Below are 25,729 nucleotides of genomic sequence, written 5' to 3'. Positions count from 1 at the left end.
TCACCTCGATTCGGACGGTAGAGTTTTGGCGCCTTGGCGGACGCCTTCGCGGGCAAGCCCGCTCCCACAAGTATCTCTGGTGTTCACAAACTCTGTGCTCAATGAGGTACCTGTGGGAGCGGGCTTGCTCGCGAAGAGGTCGTCAACCACGCTGCAGGACTAGCGCTCGTGCAGCGCCTCGGCCCGCGCGCGGATGATCGGCTTTAGCAGGTAACTCAGCACGGTCTTCTTGCCGGTGATGATGTCCACGGAAGCCACCATCCCCGGAATGATCAGCAACGGCTTTTCATCGGTGCCCAAGTGGCTGCGGTCGGTGCGCAGTTTGATGATGTAGTAGGTGGTTTTCTTGTCTTCATCGGTGATGGTGTCGGCGCCGATCTGCTCGAGCCTGGCCTTCAACCCGCCGTAGATGGTGTAGTCATAGGCGGTGAATTTCACCGTCGCTTCCTGCCCCGGATGCAGGAACGCGATGTCCTGCGGGCGGATCTTCGCCTCGACCAGCAAGGTGTCGTCCAGTGGCACGATTTCCACCAGGTCGCTGCCTGGCTGGATAACCCCGCCGATGGTATTGACCAGCAACTTGTTGACGATGCCCCGCACTGGCGAGGTGACCAGCGTCCGGCTGACCCGGTCCTCCAGGGCCTTGCCGGTGGCCTGGGCCTTGTTCAGGTCGGTGCGTGCTTCGTTGAGTTGGGTCAGGGCTTCGCTACGGAACTTGCCGCGGGTTTCATCGACCTTGCGCTGCACTTCTTTGATCGCCGATTCGGCACGCGGAATAGCCAGGGTGGTGGCGTCGAGCTGACCACGGGTCTCCGCTTCGGCACGCCTGAGTCGCAGGACTTCCACCGGCGATACCGCGCCCTGGGCCACCAACGGCTCGGACATGCTGATTTCCTGACGCTGGAAACCCAATTGCTGGCGATACTGCGCCTGCTTGGACGTGAACTCGCGCAGCTCTTGCTGGCGCTGGATCAGCTGCTCCTGCAAGCCGCCAATCTCATCGTGCAACTGTTGGCGGCGGCTTATATAGAGCGATTCTTCGCTCTTGGCCTGACCCGGCACGGCCTTGAGCACATCCTCGGGGAAGTTCAGCGGGCGATCTTCGACTTCGGCGCTCAGGCGTTCGACCCGCAGCAGCATCGACAACCGATCGGCCTCGGTTTCACCAACGTTCGAAGCAAATCGCGTGTCGTCCAGACGAATCAGCGGTGCGCCGGCTTCGACGATCTGGCCTTCCTTGACGAACAGCTCGGCAACGATACCGCCTTCAAGATTCTGGATTTTCTGAATCTTCGACGATGGGATCGCCTTGCCGTCGCCCTTGGTCACTTCGTCGATCACCGCGAAGTTGGCCCAGAGCATCAGGAACACGAAGAACGCGATGATCGCCCAGATCGTCAGCCGCACCACTCGCGGCGCATCCTCGATCAGCGCCTTGTTGACCTCAGGCAGCGGCTGGCCCTGAAGTGAAGCAGAGCCTTTGAAGTAGCGACGGATCGAATCCTTACCCGACTTAAGCAACACTGATCTGCCCCTTCTTCAACGCTTCCATCACCGCGGCTTTCGGGCCGTCGGCGAGTATCTGCCCGCGGTCGATCACGATCAGCCGATCCACCAGCGACAACAGCGATGCCCGGTGCGTCACCAGCACCATGGTCTTGTTTTCGATCACCGCTGCCAGGCGCTGCTTCAAGCGCTCTTCACCGGTGTTGTCCATGGCGCTGGTCGGCTCGTCGAGCAGCAGGATCGGCGGGTTGAGCAACAATGCACGGGCCAGGGCGACGTTTTGCCGCTGACCGCCGGAGAGGTTCTGCCCGCGCTCGCCGACTTGCAGTTCATAGCCCTGCGGATGCAGGCGCGCGTACTCGTGGACGCCGGCCAGTTCTGCGGCTTGCAGCACCAGCTCGTCCTCGACATACCGCGCGCCGGAAACCAGGTTGTCGCGCAAGGTGCCGGCGAGCAACTGGATGTCCTGGGGCACGTAGCCGATGTTGTAGCGCAGCTCGCTGACGTCGATCTGGCGGATATCCACACCATCGACCAACAACGCACCGTCATCCGGCTGGTACAACCCCACCAGCAGTTTCGCCAGCGAGCTCTTGCCCGAGCCGCTTCGGCCAATGATGCCGACCTTCTCGCCGGGACGAATCGACAGGTTGATGTTCTTCAGCGCCAGGTTCTGCTGTTGCGGGTAGGTGAAGTTGAGCTGGCGGCACTCAATGCCGCCCTGCAGCACCTTGCGGCTGAGCGGACGCTCTTCGAAATTGCGCTCCTGGGGCAGCTCCATCATCTGGTCGACCGAGGTCATGGTCACCCGCGCCTGCTGATAGCGGGTCAACAACCCGGACAGTGACGCCAGCGGGCTGAGCGCACGGCCACTGAGCATGTAGCAGGCAATCAGGCCGCCCATGCTGAGGTGACCGTCGATGATCTGGTACACGCCGAAGACGATCATGATCACCCCGGCCAGTTGCTGGATCAGCAAGGTGATGTTCATCGCCAGGCCGGAGAGCATTTTCACCCGCAACTCAAGGCGGCTGAGGGTGCCAATGGTCTGCTCCCACTGATACTGGCGTTCGCTTTCGGCGTTGTTGACCTTCACCGCATCCAGGCCGGCCAGGGTTTCGATCAGGCTCGACTGACGCTCGGCCCCGAGCGCCATGGTCCGCTCCATGGTCGCCACCAGGGGTTTCTGCAAGGCATAGCCGATGGCCAGGGCAATCGGGAATGCCAGCACCGGTATCCACACCAGATGCCCGCCGAGGATCGCGATGACGATGAAAATCAGGAGGGTGAACGGCAAGTCGATCAGGCTGGTGAGGGTCAGCGAGGCGAGGAAGTCGCGCAGGTTCTGGAACTCATGGATGTTCTGGGCAAAGCTGCCGACCCGCGCGGGCCGGTATTTCATGGCCATGCCGACGATGCGCTCGAACAGCGTGGCCGAGATAATCAGGTCGGTTTTCTTGCCGGCCAGATCCAGGCACAAGCTGCGCAGGCTTTTCAGGATCAGGTCGAAGAGGTAGGCGCCCGTGATGCCGAGTGCCAGCACCCAGAGCGTCGCTTCAGCCTGGTTCGGCACGACGCGGTCGTAGACGTTCATCACGAACAACGGCGCGGCCATGGCAATGATGTTGATCAGAAAGCTGGCGGCAATGGCGTCGACATACAACCAGCGCGAACGCTTGAGGGTGTCGCGGAACCACGAGCGCGCACGCGGAATCAGCGTGCCGTGGTTGACGTCGAATTTGTGCTGCGGCTGGGCAAAAAAGACCCTGCCGGTGTAGTCGTCGGCCAGCAGCTCACGGCTGACCAGGGACTCGCCGCCATCGCTTTCGCTGAGCAGCACCCGTACCTGATCTTCGCCTTGCCAGCCAAGCAGGACGGCACTGCGACCGCCCTTGAGCAGCAGCAATGCCGGCATGGCAATCGCCGGAATATCCTCCAGCTTGCGTTGCAGCACCCGACCTTGCAGCCCCGCGCGAGCTGCCGCACGTGGCAGCAACTCGACACTCAAGCGTTGCTCGGGCAGCGGCAGGCCGGTGGTCAGCATTGCCGCGCTGGCAGGCTTCTGGTGCAGCATGCAAAGAGCGAGCAGACCATCCAGCAGCGGATCGTCATGCAACGCGCGCGGATCATGAATGAGTTGAACCCGACTGACTTCTGATTCCACGCTCGGCACTCTTGGCTAACAATTGAATAATGAAGGTCCTGCTCAATTCATACCGGGCAATTGGACCTTGGGCTTCACATCGTTTTGCACAACGGATGCCAATGGTGCGACTACTCCCTGGCTCTTGAGCAACTCGCCCATGGTCGCTTTGATTCGGTACTGCGTAAATAACTGAGTATTCCTGATCTCCGCCAGACGGCGAGAGGAGGTAAACAGTTCGTTCTCACTGTCGAGCAAATCGAGCAGGGTGCGCTCGCCGAGGCTGAACTGACGCTGATAAGCGGTACGCACGGCGGTGCTGTGATCGACGTATTGCTGGGCGATCGGCACCTGCGCGTTGGCATTGTTCAGGGCGTTCCAGGCCAGGCCCAGCTCCTCATTCAATTGGCGCAGGGCGTTGTTGCGGATGTCCAGCGCCTGGTTCGACAGGTACGCCCTGGATTCCAGATCGGCCTTGTTGCTGCCGCCGGCATACAGGTTGAAGCGCATGCGCAGCATGGCTTGCCATTCGTTGTTGTGGCCGTCCTGACCATCAATGTCGTTGTCCGCGGTACGGCCCAACTCAGCATCGAAGCGTGGGTAGAACGTCGACTTGGCCGTGTCGTACTGCTTCTCGGCAGCGGCGATATCGGATTCGGCCGAGCGCAGGATCGGGCTGTTTTCCAACATCTGCGCACGGGCCTCATTCAGGTTGGCCGGCATCAGCGCCATGAAACTCGCCGGGCGCTCCAGTTGATCGGGCATCTGGCCGACAGCGGAGAGGTAGTTGGTTTCGGCATCAGCCAGGTTGGTCTGCTCGGTGATCAGGTTGTTGCGCGCCTGAGCCATCCGCGCCTCGGCCTGATCGAGGTCGGCGCCACTGCCAACGCCACGCTGGGTACGCAGCTGGATCTGGTCGTAAATGCGTTGGTGGCTCTTTAGGTTGTCCTCGGCCAGACGCACGAATTCGCGACGGGTCAGCACGTCGAGATAAACCTGGGCCACCGTCAGCCCGGTACGCTCGGAAGTACTCAACAGCGAGTAGGCGCGGGAGTTGACGGCGGCTTGTTGACGCCCCACTTCGCTGGACGTCGCAAAACCGTCAAAAACCATTTGGGTCAGTCGCAAACTGGACTCACTGCGATTCAGGGTTTCCCAGTGCTTGTTGCTGCTGCTGTCCGTGCGCGTCGTCACGCTATCGGTGCCTTCACGACCGTAACCACCCAGCAGGTCGACCCGTGGCAGGTATCCACCTTTCGCAGCCTGCAACTGATAGTCCGCAGCCAATCGGCTGTTGACGCCTGCCTGGACCTCCGGATGGACATCCAACGCTTGTTGCATGGCGTCTGGCAAGGATTGCGCCTGGACGAAAGACGCGGCAAGGGCGAAAGGTAGAGCCATGAACAAGGGCGAACGCATGTAGGAATTTCCCAGAACTTCTTGTCTTGAATCACAGCAAAAGAGCTCGCTGCGTCGGAAGATGGCAAGCCGAATGACCGTATGTCGGAAAGTTCAAAAGCGGAACTGGATCACATACCGAGGACAGGTCACCACTGAAATATCAATGTGACATTACAGGGGCGATTGTTTAGGATGACCTGCAGAAGGTCAATAGTTTGGCATAAAGTTAATAGCGAAAAAACATAGCCAAATTATTGACTAAATTATGCGTCAAACTTGTGCATCCATTTTGCATACGTCCTGATTGGTCAGCGCAGACGCCATCAGGTCTATGGACGTCAACTGAACGTGACACCCCGGAGAGTCTTCAATGAGCAGTGTTGTTGCCATCGTCAAAAGCATTGTCGGTCAGGTTTTCGTGGTGTCCCCCGAGGGCATCCGCCGCGTTCTCGTGGAAGGCGACAAACTGTTTGCCGGTGACCAGATCGACACAGGCCTTTCCGGCGCCGTGTCCCTGGAACTGGCCGATGGCCGCACCATCGACCTGGGCCGTGACACCCAATGGAGCGCTGACGCTCCGGACTCCGGCACTGATCTGGCAGTCGCCACCGCGCAGGCCGCGCCGTCCGTTGAAGAGCTGCAACAAGCCATTGCCGCCGGTGCCGACCCGACCAAAGACCTTGAAGCCACGGCGGCGGGTCCGACGGCGGCGGGTTCTGGTGGTGCCGCCGGTGGCGGTCACAGCTTCGTGATGCTCGATGCTACAGCTGGCCGCGTCGACCCGACCATCGGCTTCCCGACTGCGGGTATCAACTCTGCCGGGCAAACGACCCTGGAAATCCCGGGTGGCCAGTCCACCAATGCCAACGTTAACGCCAACACCAACACCAACACCAACACCAACACCAACACCCCGAGTGAATCAGTCCTCAGCCTCAGCGCCACACCAACCATCACCGAAGCCGGTGGCGTGCTGGTGTACACCGCGACCCTGACCCAGGTGCCGCTGAGTGACCTGACTGTTACCTTGTCCAACGGCGCCGTGATCGTGATTCCCGCAGGCTCGGCCACCGGCACCGCCAACGTGCCACTGGCTGCGAACGACACTGTTTATAACGACGCGACCCAGATCGAAGTAACTGTCACCGGAACCAGCGGCGGCAGCGGCATCACCGTGACGCCGCCGACTACCCCGGCCGTGACTCAAGTCACCGACACCGTCGACACCACCACGGTCACCCTGACGGCCGGCAACACCGTCACCGAAGGTGGCCAGATCACCTACACCGCGACCCTGACCAATCCGGCGCAGACGCCAGTAACCGTCACTCTGTCCAACGGTTCGACCATTACCATTGCCGCCGGCCAGACCAGCGGCATCGTGAACGTGCCGACTGCGGCCAACGACGTTTACAACAATGGCAGTACCGTCAGCACCACCATCACTGGTACCACCGGCGGCAACTTCGAAAACCTGGTGCCCAACACCACACCGGCTGTGACCACCATTACCGATTCCGTGGACAACACCGGCCTGACCCTGACGGCTACCGGCAACATCACCGAAGGTGGCCAGATCACCTACACCGCGACCCTGAGCAACCCGGCCGGCACGCCGATGACCGCGACCTTGAGCAACGGCTCGGTCATCACCATCGAAGCGGGCCAGACCAGCGGCAACGTCGTGGTCGAGACCCCGGTCAACGACGTTTATGTCAACGGCAGCACCGTCAGCACCACCATCACCGGTACCACCGGCGGCAACTTCGAAAATCTGGTGCCAAACACCACCCCGGCGGTGACCACCATCTCCGATTCCGTGGACAACACCGGGCTGACCCTGACGGCCACCGGCAACATCACCGAAGGCGGTCAGATCACCTACACCGCGACCCTGAGCAACCCGGCCGGCACGCCGATGACCGTGACCTTGAGCAACGGCTCGGTCATCACCATCGAAGCGGGCAAGACCACCGGCACGGTCGTGGTCGAGACCCCGGCCAATGACGTCTATGTCAACGGCAGCACCGTCAGCACGACCATTACCGGTACCACGGGCGGCAACTTCGAAAGCCTGGTGCCGAGTAAAGAGCCGGCAGTAACGTCCATCACTGACTCGATCGACACCACGACGGTAACGCTAACCGCGACGCCGAGCGTGGACGAGAACGGCACCATCACCTACACCGCGACCCTGACCGATGCCCAAGGCAAGCCGGTCACCGCGCAAAACGGTCCGGTGACCGTGACCCTCGACAGCGGCAAGATCATCACCATCGCCGAAGGTCAGAGTTCCGGTAGCCTGCCGGTGACGGTGGGCAACGACGTCTACACCGGTCCAACCACTATCACCGAATCCATCAAGGAAGCGGCCGGTGGCAACCTGGAGTTGGTGTCGCCAAACACAACGCCAGTGACTACCACAGTCAACGATGTCAACGACACTACCACCGTGACCCTGAGCGCGACGCCGAGCGTGGACGAAAACGGCACCATCACTTACACCGCGACCCTGACCGATGCCCTGGGCAAACCGGTCACCGCGCAAAACGGTCCGGTGACCGTGACGCTGGACAGCGGCAAAGTGATCACCATCGCCGAAGGCCAGAGCTCCGGCAGCCTGCCGGTGACGGTCGGTAACGACGTCTACCAAGGACCGACCACCGTCACTGAGTCGATTAAATCGGCTGACGGCGGCAACCTCGAGTCCATCGAACCGGTGAAAACACCGGTCAGCACCACGGTCAATGACGTCAACGACACCACCACCGTGACCCTGACTGCCACGCCGAGCGTGGACGAGAACGGCACCATCACCTACACCGCGACGCTGACCGATGCCCAGGGCAAACCGGTCACCGCACAAAACGGTCCGGTGACCGTGACGCTGGACAGCGGCAAGGTCATCACCATCGCCGAAGGCCAGAGCTCCGGTAGCCTGCCGGTGACGGTCGGCAACGACGTCTACACCGGTCCAACCACTATCACCGAATCCATCAAGGAAGCGGCCGGTGGCAACCTCGAAGCGATCAACCCGGTGAAAACCCCGGTCAGCACCACGGTCAACGATGTCAACGACACCACCACGGTGACGCTGAGCGCGACGCCGAGCGTGGATGAAAACGGCACCATCACTTACACCGCGACGCTGACCGACGCCCAAGGCAAACCGGTCACCGCACAGAACGGTCCAGTGACCGTGACCCTCGACAGTGGCAAGGTCATCACCATCGCCGAAGGTCAGAGCTCTGGCAGCTTGCCGGTGACGGTGAGCAATGACGTCTACCAGGGTCCGACCACGGTTACCGAATCCATTAAGGAAGCGGCCGGTGGCAACCTCGAAGCGATCAACCCGGTGAAAACCCCGGTCAGCACCACGGTCAACGATGTCAACGACACCACCACGGTGACGCTGAGCGCGACGCCGAGCGTGGATGAAAACGGCACCATCACTTACACCGCGACGCTGACCGACGCCCAAGGCAAACCGGTCACCGCACAGAACGGTCCAGTGACCGTGACCCTCGACAGCGGCAAGGTCATCACCATCGCCGAAGGCCAGAGCTCTGGCAGCTTGCCGGTGACGGTCGGCAATGACGTCTACACCGGTCCAACCACTATCACCGAATCCATCAAGGAAGCGGCCGGTGGCAACCTCGAAGCGATCAACCCGGTGAATACCCCGGTCAGCACCACGGTCAACGATGTCAACGACACCACCACCGCGACCCTGACCGCCACCCCGAGCGTGGACGAGAACGGCACCATCACCTACACCGCGACCTTGACTGATGCCCAGGGCACACCGGTCACCGCGCAGAACGGTCCAGTGACTGTCACGCTGGACAGCGGCAAGGTCATCACCATCGCCGAAGGTCAGAGTTCCGGCAGCCTGCCAGTGACGGTGGGTAATGACGTGTACCAAGGTCCAACCACTATCACCGAATCCATCAAGGAAGCGGCCGGTGGCAACCTGGAAGCGATCAACCCGATCAAGACCCCGGTGAACACCACGGTCAACGATGTCAACGACACCACCACCGTGACCCTGACCGCCACCCCGAGCGTGGACGAGAACGGCACCATCACTTACACCGCGACGCTGACCGACGCCCAGGGCACACCGGTCACCGCGCAGAACGGTCCAGTCACCGTGACGTTGGACAGCGGCAAGGTGATCACCATTGCCGAAGGCCAGAGTTCCGGCACCCTGCCGGTCACCGTGGGCAACGACGTCTACCAAGGCCAGACCACCGTCACCGAGTCGATTAAATCGGCCGACGGCGGCAATCTCGAAGCCATCGTTCCGGTGAAAACCCCGGTCAGCACCACGATCAACGACGTCAACGACACCGCCACGGTGACCTTGACCGCGACGCCGAGCGTGGACGAAAACGGCACGATCACTTACACCGCGACCCTGACCGATGCCCAAGGCAAACCGGTCACCGCGCAGAACGCTCCGGTCACCGTGACCCTCGACAGCGGCAAGGTCATCACCATCGCTGAAGGTCAGAGCTCCGGCACCCTGCCGGTCACGGTGGGCAACGACGTCTACCAAGGACCGACCACCGTGACCGAGTCGATTAAATCGGCCGACGGCGGCAATCTCGAAGCCATCGATCCGGTGAAAACCCCGGTCAGCACCACGATCAACGACGTCAACGACACCGCCACGGTGACCTTGACCGCGACGCCGAGCGTGGACGAAAACGGCACGATCACCTACACCGCGACACTGACCGATGCCCAGGGCAAACCGATCACCGCGCAGAACGGTCCAGTCACCGTGACGTTGGACAGCGGCAAGGTGATCACCATTGCCGAAGGCCAGAGTTCCGGCACCCTGCCGGTCACCGTGGGCAACGACGTCTACCAAGGCCCGACCACCGTCACCGAGTCGATTAAATCGGCCGACGGCGGCAATCTCGAAGCCATCGATCCGGTGAAAACCCCGGTCAGCACCACGATCAACGACGTCAACGACACCGCCACGGTGACCTTGACCGCGACGCCGAGCGTGGACGAAAACGGCACGATCACTTACACCGCGACCCTGACCGATGCCCAAGGCAAACCGGTCACCGCGCAGAACGCTCCGGTCACCGTGACCCTCGACAGCGGCAAGGTCATCACCATCGCTGAAGGTCAGAGCTCCGGCACCCTGCCGGTCACGGTGGGCAACGACGTCTACCAAGGACCGACCACCGTGACCGAGTCGATTAAATCGGCCGACGGCGGCAATCTCGAAGCCATCGATCCGGTGAAAACCCCGGTCAGCACCACGGTCAACGACGTCAACGACACCACCACCGTGACCTTAACCGCCACCTCGAGCGTGGATGAAAACGGCACCATCACTTACACCGCAACCTTGACCGACAAGAACGGCGCCCCGATCACCGCGCACGACACGCCGGTCACCGTCACGCTGGACAGCGGCAAAGTGATCACCATCGCCGTCGGTCAAAGCTCCGGCACCCTGCCGGTCACGGTCGGTAACGACGTCTACCAAGGCCCGACCACCGTCACCGAATCCATCAAGGACGCGGCCGGTGGCAACCTCGAAGCGATCAACCCGATCAAGACTCCAGTGAACACTACGGTTACCGATGTCAACGACGCCACCACCGTGAAGCTGACTGCTACCCCATCGGTGAGCGAGAACGGCACGATCACATATACCGCGACCATCACCGACAAAAATGGCGTCCCTGTCACTGCACACGACACCCCGGTGATCGTGACCCTGGACAGCGGCAAAGTGATCACCATTGCCGTCGGGCAAAGCTCCGGCACCCTGCCAATCACCGTGGGCAACGACGTCTACAACGGCGCGCCAACCGTTACCGAATCAATCAAGACCGCCAGCGGCGGCAACCTGGAAGCCCTCGGCACGGACAAGACGCCAGTGTCGACCAGTGTCAGTGACTTCGCGGACACCACCACTGTCAGCATCAGCGGCAGCACCTCGGTGACCGAAGGCCAGACCGCCAGTTACACCGTCAGCCTGACGCACCCGGCGCAGACAGAAGTGACGCTGAATATTGTCTACAGCGGTACCGCTGCCGACGGTTCGGACTTCACCGGCGTGTACATCGTGAAGATCCCGGCGGGCGCCAGCAGCGCCGACTTCAACGTCGCGACCATCGATGACAAGATCACCGAAGGCACCGAAAACTTCGTGGTCAAGATCGACTCGGCCACCGGCGGCAACTTCGAGAACCTGGCGATCAGCTCGTCCAACGGCAGCGTCAGCACTTCGATCATCGACAACGATGCACCGCCAGTGCTGGATCTCGATGCCAACAACTCCAGCGGCGCGTCCGGGGCCGATTACCAGGTGACGTTCACTGAAAACACGGCCGGTCCTGGCGTGTCGATCGGCGATACCGACCTGAGCATTACCGACCCGGACAGCACCCTGCTGACCGGCGCAACGATCGTGCTGACCAACCGTCAGGACGGCGATGCGCTGAACCTGGGCAACAGCGTCAACGGCATCACCATCAATGCCAACAGCACCAATGGCACCGTCACCCTGACCTTGTCGGGCAACGCGACGCTCGCTGACTACATGCAGCAGATCAAGAACATCACCTTCACCAACAACAGTGAAGATCCGGGCACCGTGCCGCGCATCATCACCGTGACGGTGACCGATGGCAGCAACTACTCCAACACCGCGACCACCACGGTCAACGTGGTGGCGGTCAATGACGCACCGATTGCAGCACCGGTCAATGTCACCGGCACCGAAGACACGCCTCTGATCCTCGGCTGGTCGACCTTCGGCGTCAGCGACGTCGACAGTCCGGCCACCAGCCTGGGCGTGAAAATCACCCAGCTGCCGGGCGAGGGCAAACTGCAGTACCTGGACGGCGAGACCTGGAAAGATGTCGCCACCAACCAGACATTAAGCAAGGCTGATATCGACGCTGGAAAACTGCGCTTCATGCCGGATGCCAACGAGTCGGGCGTGGACGGATACGGCCCCGGCATTGGCGACCAAAAGGCTGACTACGCGCAACTCCAGTTCCAGCCAACCGACGGCCAGGCGCTGGGCAACACCGGCACGATCAAGATCGACATCACCCCAGTGGCGGATGCGCCGACCCTGAGTGTTGCCGACAACAGCGTGAAGTCCACCGGGTTGATCAAGGAAGTCTGGACCGGTCTCTCGGGTCTGGGCACCAACGGCAACGGCGCGGACTCGACCACGCTGAAAAACGTGATCGACGCCGCTGGCACAGCGAACTCCAAAAGCACCGTGACCAACGTGCAGTCCGACGGTGGCGTGACCGCCGGTACGGCGTCGAAAACCTCCGGCCTGATCTACCTCGAAGCCGGCAAGACCTACACCTTCAGCGGTACCGGTGATGACAGCCTGTTGGTGACCATTGGCGGCAAGAATGTGGCCTCGACCACATGGGGCGCGGGCGGCAATCTCAATGGTTCGTTCACCCCGACCAGCAGCGGTTACTACACCCTGGACATCTACCACCACAACCAGAGCGGCCCGGGCAACTATGACGTCAACCTGTCGGTCAACGGCAGCACGCCGATCGACTTGAGCAGTGCCGGCGTACCGATTTACACCGGCGTGTCGGATCTGGTGAATGCCGGTGTGACCGTGTCCGACTTGCACGGCACCCATGGCGAAGGCTACTACGACGGTTACAAACTCAATACCGGCGCCGAAGGCACCAGTGTGAAATTGTCCGCCATCACCACCGCGCCGACCGACACCGACGGCTCGGAAAGCCTGAGCCTGAAGATCAGCGGCATGCCGGTCGGCTCGGTACTCACCGACGGCGCGGGGCATACCTTCACGGTCACCGCAACCAATGGCGAGGCCAATGTGACGGACTGGAGCCTCGGCTCTCTGACCGTCACTCCACCACCGTACTACAACGGCCAGTTCAACCTGAGTGTGACCTCAACCTCCACCGAAGCCCTGGGTGGTTCGGCCAGCAGCACTTCGCAGATTCCCGTGACCGTGTACCCGGCGGTCTACAACGCCGTCACCGCCACCGCGGCCAATGACACCGTCACCGGCACCGACGGCAATGACATCATCGTCGCCGACATCGGTGGCCTGACCGTGGTGCCGGGCACCAACTACAACATCGCATTCATGGTCGACAGCTCCGGCAGTATGAGTACCTCGTCGATCAACTCGGCCAAGGACTCGCTGACGTCGGTGTTCAACACCCTCAAGCAAAGCCTGGGCAGCAATTCGGGCACGGTGAACATCTTCCTGGTGGACTTCGACACCCAGGTCAACAAGTCGGTGTCGGTGAACCTCAATGACCCGAATGCGCTGACTCAGTTGAAGGCGATTCTGGACTCGATGTCGTCCGGCGGCGGCACCAACTACGAGGACGTGTTCAAAACCACGGCCAACTGGTTCCAGAGTGCGGACGCCGTGGCCAACACCGGGGCGAAGAACCTCACGTATTTCATTACCGACGGCAAGCCGACTTACTACCAGAGCGGCGAGTCGACCAACCCGACCCTGTATGGCAGTACAACACTCGATAGCCTGATCACCACCAGCAACTATCAGTTGGGTAAAGCGATCAGCCTGTTCCCCGACAGCACGCACCAGATCGACATTACCGCCTCGGGCTACGTGACGGTCTGGACCAAGAACGGCAATGACAGCGGCAATGGCAACGGCAACGGCAACGGCAACGGCAATGACAGCGGCAATGGCAACGGCAATGGCAATGGCAATGGCAATGGCAATGGCAACGGCAACGGCAACGGCAACGGCAACGGCAACGGAGATGAATGGTCATCCAAGGACTTCGGCTATCTGCATGCCCAGGGCGACGGCACCTACGAGTTCTCGGGTCGTGACGGCGACGGCAACAGCACCGACGGGGACACCACCAGCAACGCCACCGACAGCTTTACACTGCTGAGCAAGCTGTCGAATGTCGAAGCCATTGGCCTCAACAGCGGAGTGAGCCTCAACGACCTGAAGTCGTACGACTCGGATCAAACGCCACAAACCAACATCGATCCGAAGGATCTGGCCAACTCGATCATTGGCCACACCGAAGCGACGATGCCGGGCAACGACACTGTCAGCGGTGGCGACGGCAACGACATCCTGTTCGGCGACCTGGTGAGCTTCAACGGCATTGCCGGTGAGGGTTACCAGGCGATGCAAGCCTTTGTGGCGCAGCAATCCGGTGTGGACGCCAGCAAAGTCACCACCAGCAATGTGCACCAGTACATCACCGAGCATTACACCGCGTTCGATGTGTCCGGTGCCCATGACGGCAACGACACCCTGCTGGGCGGTGCGGGCAATGACATCCTGTTCGGCTCAGGCGGTAACGACACCCTCGACGGTGGCAAGGGCAATGACATCCTGCTCGGCGGTACTGGCTCCGACACCCTGATCGGCGGTTCCGGTGGTGATACCTTCGTCTGGAAAGCCGGCGACACCGGCAACGACGTGATCAAGGACTTCAAGGCCAGCGAAGGCGACCGGATCGACCTGCGCGATCTGTTGCAGGGCGAAACCGGCAGCACCATCGACAACTTCCTGAAGATCACCACGGTCGATGGCGTGTCGTCGCTGCAGGTCAGCTCGGCCGGTCAGTTCAACTCGGGCAACGCCGCAGCCGCCACGCCGGACGTGACGATCAAGCTGGAAGGCAACAACTGGTCGAGCGCCAACCTGCACAACCTGATTGCCGGTAGCGACCCGACCATCAAAGTCGATCACAACAACAGCTGATGCACGAAAACGACCGCCCCTTATGGGGCGGCCGTCACGTTTGCGTCCACTGCCCGGTGACGATTTCGTCGCTGCGCCACATACTGACGTGCAGTTGACCTATGCTGCTGACAGCACGACGCTGGCTCAAATCCGAGGGGTGCTCAATGTTTTACGTGCAACGCGATGCGCAGGGCCTGTTGGTACGCGTGGAACCCGCCGCCTACGCCGAGGCCACGGAAACGCTGGCGGCCGACAATCATGAAATCCAGGCCTGGTTTGCCAACGCGGCTGTGGAGAACAGCCTCAAACAACTCAAGCAAAGTGACCTGGAAATGATCCGGGTACTCGACGACTTGATTCAGGTGCTGACCCAGAAAGGCGTGATCCGCGTCACCGACCTGCCGATGGCGGCCCAGGCCAAACTGATGGACCGGACCCAGGCGCGTGAGGCGTTGGGTGGGTTGAGTCAGTTGATCGATGAGGATGAAAGCGGATTGATCTGATCATTGATCTTCAGTGACTGTTCCAACCTCATCGCGGGCAACCCAGCTCTAAAGAGTTACTTCCAGGGCTTGGGCTCGCCGAACAACTGGCCCTGCACACCGTACAGCCCCATCTCGCGAATCACCGACAACTCGCCTTCAGTCTCGACCCGCTCGGCAATCAACGGCAAATCAATGCTGTGCGCCGCTCGCTGGATCGCCTCGATGAACAGGCGTTTGTCACTCTCCAGATCAATCGACCGAATGTAGCTGCCATCGATCTTCAGGTACGCCAGCCCCAGCCGTGCCAGGTTGCCGATCATGCTGAAGCGGCCACCAAAACGTTGCAGGCTCAGGGAGAAGCCGAGCTCACGCAGGCGCCGGGTCAGTTGCTCCAGCACCGCCTGGTCAGGCAATTGCTCTTCACCAATCTCCAGGGTCAAACGCGGGCCGAGGTTGGAATTTGCGCGCAGTATCTCGAAGATTTTGTTTTGCGCCTGCGGGTCGGCCAGGGTAGCCGACGACAGATTCAGCGCCAGCGACGCCTCATGCCCGCTCATTTGCTCCAACACCCGCTCGAGCATCAGCCGATCCAGACGCGCGGTCCAGCCGAAGCGCTCCAGCCAAGGCAGAAAACGCCCGGCGGGGATGGTCTGACCGTGCTCGTCGAGCAGTCGCGACAACACTTTGTAATGCAGTACCAGTTGCGTGTCCTGGGCGGCGACTACCGGTTGGAAATACAGCTCGAAACGCCGCTGTGTCAGCGCCTGGTCGAGCATCAGATGCCAGGCGTGGTGATCGTCGCCGACACTGGCCGCAAGGCTGTGTTCGATACAGGCCCAGTTCTGCTCGCCCTGGCCTTCGGCCTGCGCCAGCGCCTGGTCACCCAGGCTGAGCACGGTTTGCGGTGAGTCACCATGAGCAAAAGGCGCCAGGCCGATGGACGCCACGGCAGCCACATCGGTGGCGCCGGTAGCGTGAAGACTGGCCAAGGCGCTGTCGAGGTTCTGTGCCAGTTGCAGCGCTTCTGCCCGCACCAGCCCCGGTGCCAGTACGGCAAATTCGCCACCACGGATACGGGTGACCAGGTTCTGGGTTTCCGGGTATTTGGCGCACTCGCGAGACAGTTGCTCACCGACGGCTTTGAGCACTTCATCGGTGCGCTGGCCGCCGAGACGCTGATTGAGACCGGCCAGATCCTTGACCCGTAACAGCAGCAGATAACCGGAACTGGCCTGCTCCGGATTGCTTACCCGCGCATTCAGTTGCATCTCGAAATAACGCCGGTTGGCCAACCCGGTCAACGAGTCCTGATAGGACTCGACCCGTAGTTTTTCACTGCGCTCAGCCTGCTCCTGGAACAGCGCCTTGAGCTTCTCGACCATCTGGTTCATGGCCTGCACGACCCGGCGAAGTTCGGGGGTGCGCGGCAGTTCCGGCAGACTGAGGAATTCCCGTCGGGCGATGGCATGGGATTGCTGGACCATGTAATCCAGCGGTCGCAATTGCTGACGCAGTAACAGTGCGCCGAGTACCGCACTGACCGCGCCACATAGCAGCAACCAGCCCAGGCTGCCCAAAGCGCTTTGCCACAACTTGGCCAGCGCGAACATCGGGTGGCTGACCACCTCGACCCGGGCTGCCTGCTCCCAGCCGCGGCTGACGATCGCGTCACCACCGGCAGGTTCCAGGCCGATCAGTTTGACGAACCAGTCCGGAACGTTGTTGACCGTCGGAATGCCTGTGCGCTCGACCAGGGCCTGGTCGGTCTTCAGATCGACCACGCGGATGCTCGCGTAGTAACCGCTGTCGAAAATCGAGCTGACCAGCAACTCGACCATCGCCGGGTCGTCGATGTTCGGTGTCAGGGAAAGCGCCAGCGCCGTCGCGGCGTCCTGGGCATGGGAGCGCAACTGGTTGACGTACTGAGTGCGCGAGCTCTCCAGACTGACCATGAAACTACCGGTGAAGGCGACCACCAGGAACAGACAGATAGCAATCAACAGCTGTTTGAACAAAGACATCTGAGCGTGTGCTCCTAGTTAGTCGTCTGGACCGGGAATCCTTCGGCCTGCATTTTTTTCAACACATCCTGCCAACGCGAAAGGCGTTTGGTATCGCCGACCTTTTTGTTGCCCTTGGCACCCGGCAACCACAACCCTTCTGCATTGAAAGAGTAGACCGGCAGCAAATCCATTCGCTGGCTGGCCGGCTTGATTGCATCAATCAGGCTGTCGAGCACCAGGGGCTCGACTTCCAGACTCGAGTAGTAGGTCAGCACCATGTGCGCACGGTTCTGGGTCAGTGCCTTGACATAGGTGATACGCAGCTTTTCACTGGCTACACCGAGGTGACGCAGGCTGAAGTACTTGGCAATAGCGTAGTCTTCACAGTCGCCAGCGCCTTTCCAGAGGGCTTCGATCGGGGTTTCCCAGTAGTCGACTTCGTGCCACAGGTCGATGTCTTCGACGTATCGCAGCTGTTTGTTGAAAAAGCGATTGACCACATTGAGTTGTTCCAATTCGCCGAGCTGCTTCTGACTGGCCAGCAAGTATTGCCAATCATTAATGCGCTGCTGACCTTCTCCCAAAGGTCCATACAATGCCTGCGCCCGTCGGCTGATCAGGGAAAAATCCCAATCGGCGCTCAAGCTGCCCAGCATCACGCCAGTCAGCAACAATGCGCTGCACAGCCAGCGTAAAATCCGGGGGATCGTTAAACTTGCCGCCAATGCGAGGCATCCTGGATAGGCAGGAGGGAGTCGTTTGAATGGTGAAGGTTAGACCGGGAAAAGACAATGGCACAGTGAGATCACTGGCGGCGCGCTAAACTGCAAGAAGGGCACTCGTGAGCCTGTTTGACAAGCCGTCAGTCAGTTACTAGGGTCACTTGGATCCAAAAAAATTCCATCAATCAGGGTGCGTTTAGTGACACAAAAGCCCAACCCTCTCAGCAGTATCAAGGTCAACGGGCCGATTCCCGCTCATATGGCACGCTCGGTGATCGAAGAAACCCTGCGCGCGGCCATACTCGACGGGCGCATTCCTTGCGGTGCGGCCCTGCGCCAGCAAGACCTCGCCGACCTGTTCGGCGTCAGCCGCATGCCCGTACGCGAGGCCTTGCGCCAGCTCGAAGCACAATCGTTGCTCAACGTGATTGCCCATAAGGGCGCCGTGGTCGCGCCGCTGGTCCAGGGCGACGCCGTGGAAACCTATGCGCTGCGCATCCTGCTGGAATCCGAAGCCCTGCGTCTCTCGGTGCCACTGCTCCGGGACGAAGATCTCGAACAGGCTGCCCGTTACATCGACGAACTCGAAACGCAAAGCGACTACACCGAAATCGGCCGGCTCAATCGCCTGTTCCACATGGCGCTTTACAGTCGGGCGCCCAATCGCCGGCTGTTGAATCTGGTCGAAGACGGTCTGATCGAAGAGGAGCGGTTCCTGCGTTTCAACCTGGAAGCCATGGGCCTGGGCAAACTGTCCCAGGACGACCACCGGGCACTGTTGCGGGCCGCCGAAGACCGGGACGTCGAACGCACCGTGAAGTTGCTCGAACATCACCTGAACCGAGGGGTCGAGGTCATTACGCGCTACCTCAACAGCCCTGAAGTCCAGGCCAGGAACAGGTCGAAGTAGCCCGCGGCGGCAAGCCCGGGGAACCTATCGAAGGGTTCACCTCGCTTGCCGCGCATCCCCCCAAAAAATGCTCCGCGAATAATTTGATTACAAATCCCCCCGCCCCATACCACACCACCTTTGCGGTGCCATGCCGCGCCCCAACGCCCCGCCGCCTTAAAGCCCGACCATTGCAACGCTTGCGTGATGCCTCAGTAATGGCGGCCACCTCGATTTACGCCCACTCTGGATAACCAGGACAAATAACGGGTGACGCTCCGTGCGAATGGAGCAGTCCCTGCCCCCAGAAGCGAAGGAAGGAGCCTCATCACGGGAACGGAAGGATCGGCATCACTCGCGCCCCACTTCCACCCCCTCAGACATCCCCAACGACACCCGCTAAAGAAGTTACTTCGAGTGAGGCATTCACTCTTTATTCAATTCTGACTCATATAAGCCGGAAGGAGTAACTACGCCAAAATAAAACCAATATAAAAAGTTTTATTGAAACTTATCATCTTCAAAAAAGTTGAATATTAAAATAATACCGAAACAAGTTGATCAACACTTTATATGTGTATTAGTTTTTCTTCGCCGTCAGCCACAAACGGCTACAACGCCTCAGCCACTCGGCATCCATGGCACTGAAAAAGATCAATTAGTTTGAGGTACCCGTTCGCCAGAGGAAAACTTCCAGCGAACTTCAGTGCTTGATTACTTTTCACCCCGGATCATTTACAGGCTCATCCATGAAACCAACTAAAGAACGTCTGATTCAAAAAAAATCCGAACTTAGCGAACACCCGATCTTCTCTGAAATACATTCGCTGCCGATCCTGCGACGCTTCATGGAAACCCACGTGTTTGCCGTATGGGACTTCATGTCGCTGACCAAGCGCCTGCAACAGGAACTGACCTGCATGCGACTGTCCTGGCTGCCGCCGCAGGATCCCCAGGCCGCGCGGTTGATCAACGAGATCGTACTGGGTGAGGAGTCGGATGATCGCCCGGTCCAGGGCCATTACAGCCACTTCGAGTTGTACCTGGATGCAATGCGCGAGGTCGGGGCATGCACCGTTGCCATCGAACGCTTCGTGGCCCTGCAGCAAGAAGGCGTGAACTACGACGTGGCCTTGCAGAGCGTCAACGTCGATCCGGCGGCCGCCAATTTCGTTCGCCATACGCTACACACAGCACTGCATGCGCCGGGTCACAGTGTGGCCGCGGCGTTTCTGCACGGTCGCGAGAGCGTTATTCCGCAGATGTTCCGGCGCATTCTCGACGATTGGGGTATCGGCATCGAACAGGCGCCGACTTTCCGGTACTACCTCGAACGGCACATTGAGGTCGATTCCGAGGACCACGGCCCGGCAGCGGAAAAGCTCCTGTCGCGACTGGTCGATAGCGACCCGCAACGGCAGGAAGACGTGTACGCCAGCGCCATCGCTGCCGTGGAAAGTCGTATCGCCCTGTGGGACGGGTTGCGCCTGAGCATGAACGAATCCGTCGTGGAGATGAGCGCATGAACGCCGCCGACTACCAATCCTTCGCCGATGCCTGGGAGAGCCGCGCGACCATCCGTACGCGCCCGCGCCGCGTGCTGGAAAACGACGACAAACTGATCTACCCCTTGAGCCGCCAACCGCTGGTGCTGAGCGAAACCTTTCTGCGCGCATGCCCGGAACAGCGCGACTTCGCCCTGGTGCAGACGCTCTACAAGTTCATCAACGATGTGGTGATCTTCGAAACCGAGATCGTCGACAAAACCGCCCGCAGCATTGCCAAGAATCGCTTCGCGGTCGAGTTCCCGTTCGCCTGCCGCTACGACGCCATGACTGTCGTGGTGGACGAGGATTACCACGCGTTGGTGGCGATGGATTTCATGCAACAGACCATCGCCATGACCGGCATCGCCCCCATTGAGTTGCCGGATGAGATCGAGCTGAGCCGGGCGATACCGGCGGCCATGGCGCTCGCACCGGAACACCTGCGTAGCGCCGTAGAACTGATCTGCGTGGCCATCGCCGAAAACACGGTGACCGGTGATGTCGCCGCGTTCGCCAAGGACGATACGGTCAAGCACTCGATCAAGGGCCTGATGGCCGATCACTTGCTGGATGAGGGGCGTCACTCCGGTTTTTGGGCGCGGCTGGTACGCATCTACTGGCACACCGCAAGTGCAGAGGACCGCCAGTGCATCGCGCAGATCCTGCCGGTGTTCGTTAGTCACTACCTGACCAACGACATCCAGAAATCCTTCGACTTCCGCTTGATCGACGCACTGCAGATCAAAGATACGGCGCGCCACGCCCTCAAGAACGAAGTGTCGGCACTGGCCTTCCCGATCAATCGCCATCACCCGCTGGTGGCCAACATTGTGCGGTTTTTCCACAGCAGCTCGCTGCTCGATTCGCCGTGCGTACAAACCGCCCTCAGCGACTACCTGGTTTGACGAGGAGCCCATCATGAGACGTCTCGACATTTTGCTCAGCGGACAAAGCCAGGCCCTGACCGACCTGGCATTGGAACTCGAACAACACGGTCACTCATTGACGCGGATATCCCCACTCGACGAAGTGCCGGGGCCTGCGGATCTACTGATCGACGATGGCACGTCGCTTCAGTTCAGCTGTCAGGCGCCACGACTGACATTGCAGTTGGGCCTTGGCCTGCCGCAGGCATCCGGCCTGCCATCGCTGGACGTGTTGTGCTGCCATGGTTCAACGCTGCTGGCCCGTGTACCCATTGCCGATGAACCGTCGGGCAACGGCCAGGCGTTGCGTATGCAGGCCATGACAGCACTGGTTGACCACGTGGCGCTGCTGGTCAGCCGCTACTCGCGCGATGCCGATTATTTTCAACACGCCGAACCCGCCGTACCTGCCCGCTTCGAGCGCATAGAGAGCCTGCGGTTCCTGGACAGCCTCGCGTTCATGCATCGCCTCAATGCCACCGCCGACCGACGACTGCAGCAACTCGCGCAAACGCCGATGATCGAAAGGCTGGAACAGCAATGCATCCAGAGTGCCGACCATCCGGCCTTGAGCATCGACGGCAACACCCTCGACTATCGCCAGTTGCACGCCCACAGCCGCGCCATCCAGCAACGTCTGCGACCGCTGCTGGAGCAGCATCAAGGCTTGGTCGTCATCGGGATCTGCCTGCCCAAATGCAGTGCGCTGTATGCGGGAATCCTGGCGATCCTGGGCAGCGGCGCGGTGTACTTGCCGCTGGAGCCGAGCCATCCGTTGCAACGTCAGCAGTACATCCTGTCGAATGCCGGCGCGGTGTTGTTGCTGCATGACGGCGAGCATCCCCTGGCGAACGAGATGCCAGGGCTGGACATCAGCAATATCGACGCCCATGAAGCAGACCTCTCTCAACCTTTGATGCGCAAACGCCCCGACCTCGATGCGCCCTGCATGGCGCTCTACACCTCGGGTACCACCGGCCATCCGAAGGGCGTGTTGCTCAGCCAGGCTAACCTCGCGCACTTCACCCACTGGTACGCCGACTATGTACAGCTGACCCGCCAGAGCCGGGTGCTGCAGTTTTCTTCGTTGGGTTTCGACTCATCGCTGATCGATATCTTCCCGACCCTGTTGCAGGGCGCCGAGCTGATCGTGCCCGGCGATGACCAACGCCGCGATCCGCTGCAACTGGTGGAACTGATCCGTCATCGGCAATTGAGCCACGCCTTTTTACCGCCGGCGTTGTTGAGCATCCTGCCGCTGGAGCAATTGCAGTGCCTGGATCATGTGATGACCGGCGGCGATGTCTGCGAGCCGTGGGTCATCGAGCAGTTGAGCCGTCAGGGCAAGCTCTACAACCTCTACGGCCCCACTGAAGCCACGGTGCTGATTACCGCGCGCAAACTCCTAGCAGGCGACAACAACCGCTCGCTGGGCGCTCCAATCGCCAACAGCCAGGTGTTGATTCTCGATGACGACTTTCAACCGGTGGCCGAACAGACCGTCGGTGAGCTGTACATCGCTGGCCCGGGTGTGTGCCTGGGTTACCTGAACAACCCGCAGCAAACCGCTGAGCGCTATCTGCACTTGAACTTGCCTGATGGCCGGACCCTGCGCGTCTATCGCACCGGGGACATGGCGAAGTGGACGGCGGAAGGGATCGAGCTGTGCGGTCGGCGTGATAATCAGGTGAAGATTCGCGGCTTCCGGGTCGAACCGGAAGAGATTGAGCGCTGTCTGCGCGACAGTCAGTTGTACCGCCAGGTTGCCGTGGTAATCGATAGCCAGCGGCGGGTTCTGGCTTTCGTTGCCCAACCCCGGGAAGACCTTACCGGCACCGCTCGCCAAGCGTTGAAGGCCCACGCGACACAGCACCTGCCGGACTACATGCGCCCCCTTGCATGGACCGAGCTGACAGCCATGCCCTACGCCAGTAATGGCAAGGTCGACCGCAAAGCGCTTCTGGAGTTGCCGCTCAACGTCACCGAGCACCCTCCACGACGCCTGCCCGCCAGCGCCGATGAGGCCCTACTGCTGGAGATCTGGGCCGAGTTACTGGAGCTGCCGGCGAGCGACATTTCCACCGACGAAAGCTTCTTCAATCTGGGCGGGCATTCGATCCTGCTGTCGCGCATGCTCCTGCGACTGCGCGAGGAGTTCGGGCGCAGCATCTCGATCAACCGTTTCATCGAACTGCCCACTCTCGCGAAACTGGCGACACTGGTACGCGGCTCCGGCAGCGAAGAAGCGCTGAGCGAACAAGCCATGCGCGACGCCTTCCGCGAACTGGATGTTCAGCCGCTGCCCGTCAGCCGCATGGGCGATGTGCACAAGGTAATCGTCACCGGTGCCAACAGCTTTGTCGGTGTACACATCGTCGAGGCGCTGCTGGCCTGGGGTGCCAGCGAAGTCGCTTGCCTGGTTCGCGACAGCAATGGGCAATCGGCGGGCGAGCGCTTTGCCCAGGCGTTGCGGGAGAACCGTCTGGAGCATCTGGATATGAGCCGGGTGCGGGTTTACGCGGCAGACATCACGCGGCCGGAACTCGGTTTGGCGCCCGAGGTTTACCAGCTACTGGATCGAGAGTTTGGCGCACTGGTGCACAACGCGGCCAACGTCAATCACGTCCTCGATTACGAGTCGCTCGCCCCGGACAACGTCGAGCCGATTTTCGAGTGCTTGCGCCTGTGCGAAGGACGCAGCAAAAAAATCTTCAACTTCGTCTCGACGCTCTCGGCCTCCAGCACGATATCCGCCGACGGCCGAGTGCTTGAGTTGCCGGCCGCACCCACACCACCGATCTACATCAAGAACGGCTACAACCTGTCCAAATGGGTCGGCGAGCGCATCCTCGAACGGGCGCGGGAGCTTGGGGTGCGGGTCAATCTGTACCGACCCGGCAACATCAGCTTCAACAGCCTCACGGGCGTGTGCCAGCCGCACAAGAATCGCCTGATGCTGATGCTCAAGGGCTCGATTCAGCTTGGCCAGGTGCCGGAATTCGCCTTGAACTTCGATTTGATGCCGGTGGACTTCCTCGCCCGATTCATCGCCTTCCACGCCAGTCGTTATCAACCGGAACAAGCGGTGTTCAACCTACACAACCCCGAACCCTTGAGCTGGGACAACTACGTGGCGTCCTTCCGCGAAGCGGGCCGCGAATTCGCGATGGTCAGCGTCGCCGACTGGCAACAGCAACTGGGTCGGGTGGACAGCGACAACGCTCTGTTCGGCGTGCTGGGGTTCTACCTCAACGGCTTCGAGGAGGACATCGGCGACATCTCGATGATCGGTCACGACAACGCCCAGGCCGGTGTTCGGCTAATGGGCGCGCACTACCCGCAAAAGTCCCCGGCGCTGCTGCGTCGCGGCTGCGACTACCTCAAAGAAATCAATTTCATCTGACTCAACCCAACGGAGCAAAACCATGAGTACTCTGCAACCCGACACCCTGATCAAAAACCCTCAAGGCTGCCACGTGGTGTCCTCGGTGGACGTGCCCGCCGATGCTGCGCAGGTATGGGCCGTAGTCGGTGACTTTGCCGGCTTCGATCGCTTCATCCCGGCGCTGTCGCACATCGAAATGACCGGTGATGGCGTGTCATCGCTGCGCAAAAAGGTTTTCAAGGACGGCAATCTGGTGGTCGAACAACTCAACTCCCGGGACGACCAGGCACGGCATATGACCTGGACCACTATCTACAACACTCTGGGTGTGGCCAATCTGTGGGCAGCGATGAGCGTTGAACCACTGGATGCGGGCAAGTCCCGAGCCACCTGGACCATCATTGCCGAACCGACGCAGGGTGGCGCCGAGGCACTGCCGGGCTTCAAAGACTTCGTACAGGGTTTTGCCGATGATGCGATGAACAATGTGCTGAAGCTGTTTGCATAAGACGTGAAAAAGCCCGTTGTGGAGAGGTTCCACAACGGGCTTTTCAGTACCCCTGAAACGACAAAACCCCTGTCTGCGTTAGCAGACAGGGGTTTCGGAATTCAATCTTGACGATGACCTACTCTCACATGGGGAAACCCCACACTACCATCGGCGATGCATCGTTTCACTGCTGAGTTCGGGATGGGATCAGGTGGTTCCAACGCTCTATGGTCGTCAAGAAATTCTGTGACCAGCCCGTTAGAAATTTAACGTGCCAGTGAAAACTGGTGACTTCTACTAAAACAAAACCCCTACCTGCATACGCAGATAGGGGTTTCGGAATTTAATCTTGACGATGACCTACTCTCACATGGGGAAACCCCACACTACCATCGGCGATGCATCGTTTCACTGCTGAGTTCGGGATGGGATCAGGTGGTTCCAACGCTCTATGGTCGTCAAGAAATTCGGGTACTGAGTCGTGGCCGGTTGG

At 60.4% G+C, this 25,729-nt stretch carries 12 protein-coding genes and 2 rRNA genes; 7 read left to right on the top strand and 7 right to left on the bottom strand.

The genetic code is table 11. The features are described 5' to 3' along the window. Positions 1-159: 159 nt before the first annotated feature. From WHX55_RS00630 to WHX55_RS00620, 3 genes are read right to left on the bottom strand one after another with little or no spacing between them, the layout of a single operon-like run. Entirely contained in the window at positions 160-1,524 is a 1,365-nt protein-coding gene (locus WHX55_RS00630; protein WP_151215156.1) for an HlyD family type I secretion periplasmic adaptor subunit, read from the bottom strand. Continuing rightward, positions 1,514-3,670, bottom strand: a complete 2,157-nt coding sequence (locus WHX55_RS00625) for a type I secretion system permease/ATPase (RefSeq protein ID WP_151215157.1) — start codon at positions 3,668-3,670, stop codon at positions 1,514-1,516. Before WHX55_RS00625 ends, WHX55_RS00630 begins: the two co-directional genes overlap by 11 nt. 42 nt (positions 3,671-3,712) lie before the next feature. Continuing rightward, the gene (locus WHX55_RS00620; protein WP_151215158.1) at positions 3,713-5,068 is read right to left on the bottom strand and encodes a TolC family outer membrane protein; all 1,356 of its coding nucleotides are present in this window, start codon (positions 5,066-5,068) and stop codon (positions 3,713-3,715) included. A gap of 352 nt (positions 5,069-5,420) precedes the next feature. Between WHX55_RS00620 and WHX55_RS00615 the strand changes: the two genes are divergently transcribed. Next, positions 5,421-14,807 carry a retention module-containing protein gene (locus tag WHX55_RS00615; RefSeq protein WP_353741816.1) on the top strand — a complete coding sequence of 3,129 codons (9,387 nt, stop codon included), beginning with the start codon at positions 5,421-5,423 and terminating at the stop codon, positions 14,805-14,807. Positions 14,808-14,953: 146 nt separating this feature from the next. Next, positions 14,954-15,292: a tryptophan synthase subunit beta gene (locus tag WHX55_RS00610; RefSeq protein WP_150756643.1), complete on the top strand. Its 339-nt coding sequence runs from the start codon at positions 14,954-14,956 to the stop codon at positions 15,290-15,292. A gap of 56 nt (positions 15,293-15,348) precedes the next feature. Here the strand turns inward: WHX55_RS00610 and lapD are convergent, their stop codons facing one another. Beyond that, complete coding sequence (gene lapD, locus WHX55_RS00605; RefSeq protein ID WP_353741815.1) at positions 15,349-17,295, bottom strand: cyclic di-GMP receptor LapD; 1,947 nt, start codon at positions 17,293-17,295, stop codon at positions 15,349-15,351. Positions 17,296-17,309: 14 nt separating this feature from the next. Further along, positions 17,310-18,002: a cysteine protease LapG gene (lapG, locus tag WHX55_RS00600; RefSeq protein ID WP_150756641.1), complete on the bottom strand. Its 693-nt coding sequence runs from the start codon at positions 18,000-18,002 to the stop codon at positions 17,310-17,312. 196 nt (positions 18,003-18,198) lie between these two features. On the opposite strand from lapG, the gene WHX55_RS00595 reads away from it, so the two are divergent. The 5 genes from WHX55_RS00595 to WHX55_RS00575 all read left to right on the top strand — a co-directional run bounded on the left by WHX55_RS00595 (position 18,199) and on the right by WHX55_RS00575 (position 25,254). After that, positions 18,199-18,909, top strand: coding sequence for a GntR family transcriptional regulator (locus tag WHX55_RS00595; RefSeq protein WP_150756640.1), 711 nt, complete (start codon positions 18,199-18,201; stop codon positions 18,907-18,909). Between the two features lie 728 nt (positions 18,910-19,637). Continuing rightward, entirely contained in the window at positions 19,638-20,414 is a 777-nt protein-coding gene (locus tag WHX55_RS00590) for a DUF3050 domain-containing protein (RefSeq protein ID WP_353741814.1), read from the top strand. Beyond that, positions 20,411-21,340: a diiron oxygenase gene (locus tag WHX55_RS00585; protein WP_353741813.1), complete on the top strand. Its 930-nt coding sequence runs from the start codon at positions 20,411-20,413 to the stop codon at positions 21,338-21,340. The genes WHX55_RS00590 and WHX55_RS00585 overlap by 4 nt, the downstream gene beginning before the upstream one ends. A gap of 13 nt (positions 21,341-21,353) precedes the next feature. After that, positions 21,354-24,764 (top strand): non-ribosomal peptide synthetase, encoded by a 3,411-nt coding sequence (locus WHX55_RS00580; RefSeq protein ID WP_353741812.1) that lies wholly within the window; start codon positions 21,354-21,356, stop codon positions 24,762-24,764. A 22-nt stretch (positions 24,765-24,786) separates the two neighbouring features. Further along, positions 24,787-25,254, top strand: coding sequence for an SRPBCC family protein (locus WHX55_RS00575; protein WP_353741811.1), 468 nt, complete (start codon positions 24,787-24,789; stop codon positions 25,252-25,254). Between the two features lie 105 nt (positions 25,255-25,359). Here WHX55_RS00575 and rrf (WHX55_RS00570) read toward each other — a convergent pair. After that, positions 25,360-25,475, bottom strand: a 5S ribosomal RNA gene (gene rrf, locus WHX55_RS00570). A 108-nt stretch (positions 25,476-25,583) separates the two neighbouring features. After that, positions 25,584-25,699 (bottom strand): 5S ribosomal RNA (gene rrf / locus WHX55_RS00565). Positions 25,700-25,729: the final 30 nt, after the last annotated feature.

It is taken from the genome of Pseudomonas fluorescens (genome assembly GCF_040448305.1).
Classification (GTDB): domain Bacteria; phylum Pseudomonadota; class Gammaproteobacteria; order Pseudomonadales; family Pseudomonadaceae; genus Aquipseudomonas; species Aquipseudomonas fluorescens_BH.
This window is presented reverse-complemented; position numbering and strand designations above follow the sequence as displayed.

Excerpts from the sequence above, each read along its gene's own strand:
- WHX55_RS00575 (WP_353741811.1), top strand. The coding sequence starts at position 24,787 with ATGAGTACTCTGCAACCCGACACCCTGATCAAAAACCCTCAAGGCTGC.
- WHX55_RS00580 (WP_353741812.1), top strand. The coding sequence starts at position 21,354 with ATGAGACGTCTCGACATTTTGCTCAGCGGACAAAGCCAGGCCCTGACC.
- WHX55_RS00590 (WP_353741814.1), top strand. The coding sequence starts at position 19,638 with ATGAAACCAACTAAAGAACGTCTGATTCAAAAAAAATCCGAACTTAGC.
- WHX55_RS00615 (WP_353741816.1), top strand. The coding sequence starts at position 5,421 with ATGAGCAGTGTTGTTGCCATCGTCAAAAGCATTGTCGGTCAGGTTTTC.
- WHX55_RS00620 (WP_151215158.1), bottom strand. The coding sequence starts at position 5,068 with ATGCGTTCGCCCTTGTTCATGGCTCTACCTTTCGCCCTTGCCGCGTCT.
- WHX55_RS00585 (WP_353741813.1), top strand. The coding sequence starts at position 20,411 with ATGAACGCCGCCGACTACCAATCCTTCGCCGATGCCTGGGAGAGCCGC.
- WHX55_RS00610 (WP_150756643.1), top strand. The coding sequence starts at position 14,954 with ATGTTTTACGTGCAACGCGATGCGCAGGGCCTGTTGGTACGCGTGGAA.
- lapD (WP_353741815.1), bottom strand. The coding sequence starts at position 17,295 with ATGTCTTTGTTCAAACAGCTGTTGATTGCTATCTGTCTGTTCCTGGTG.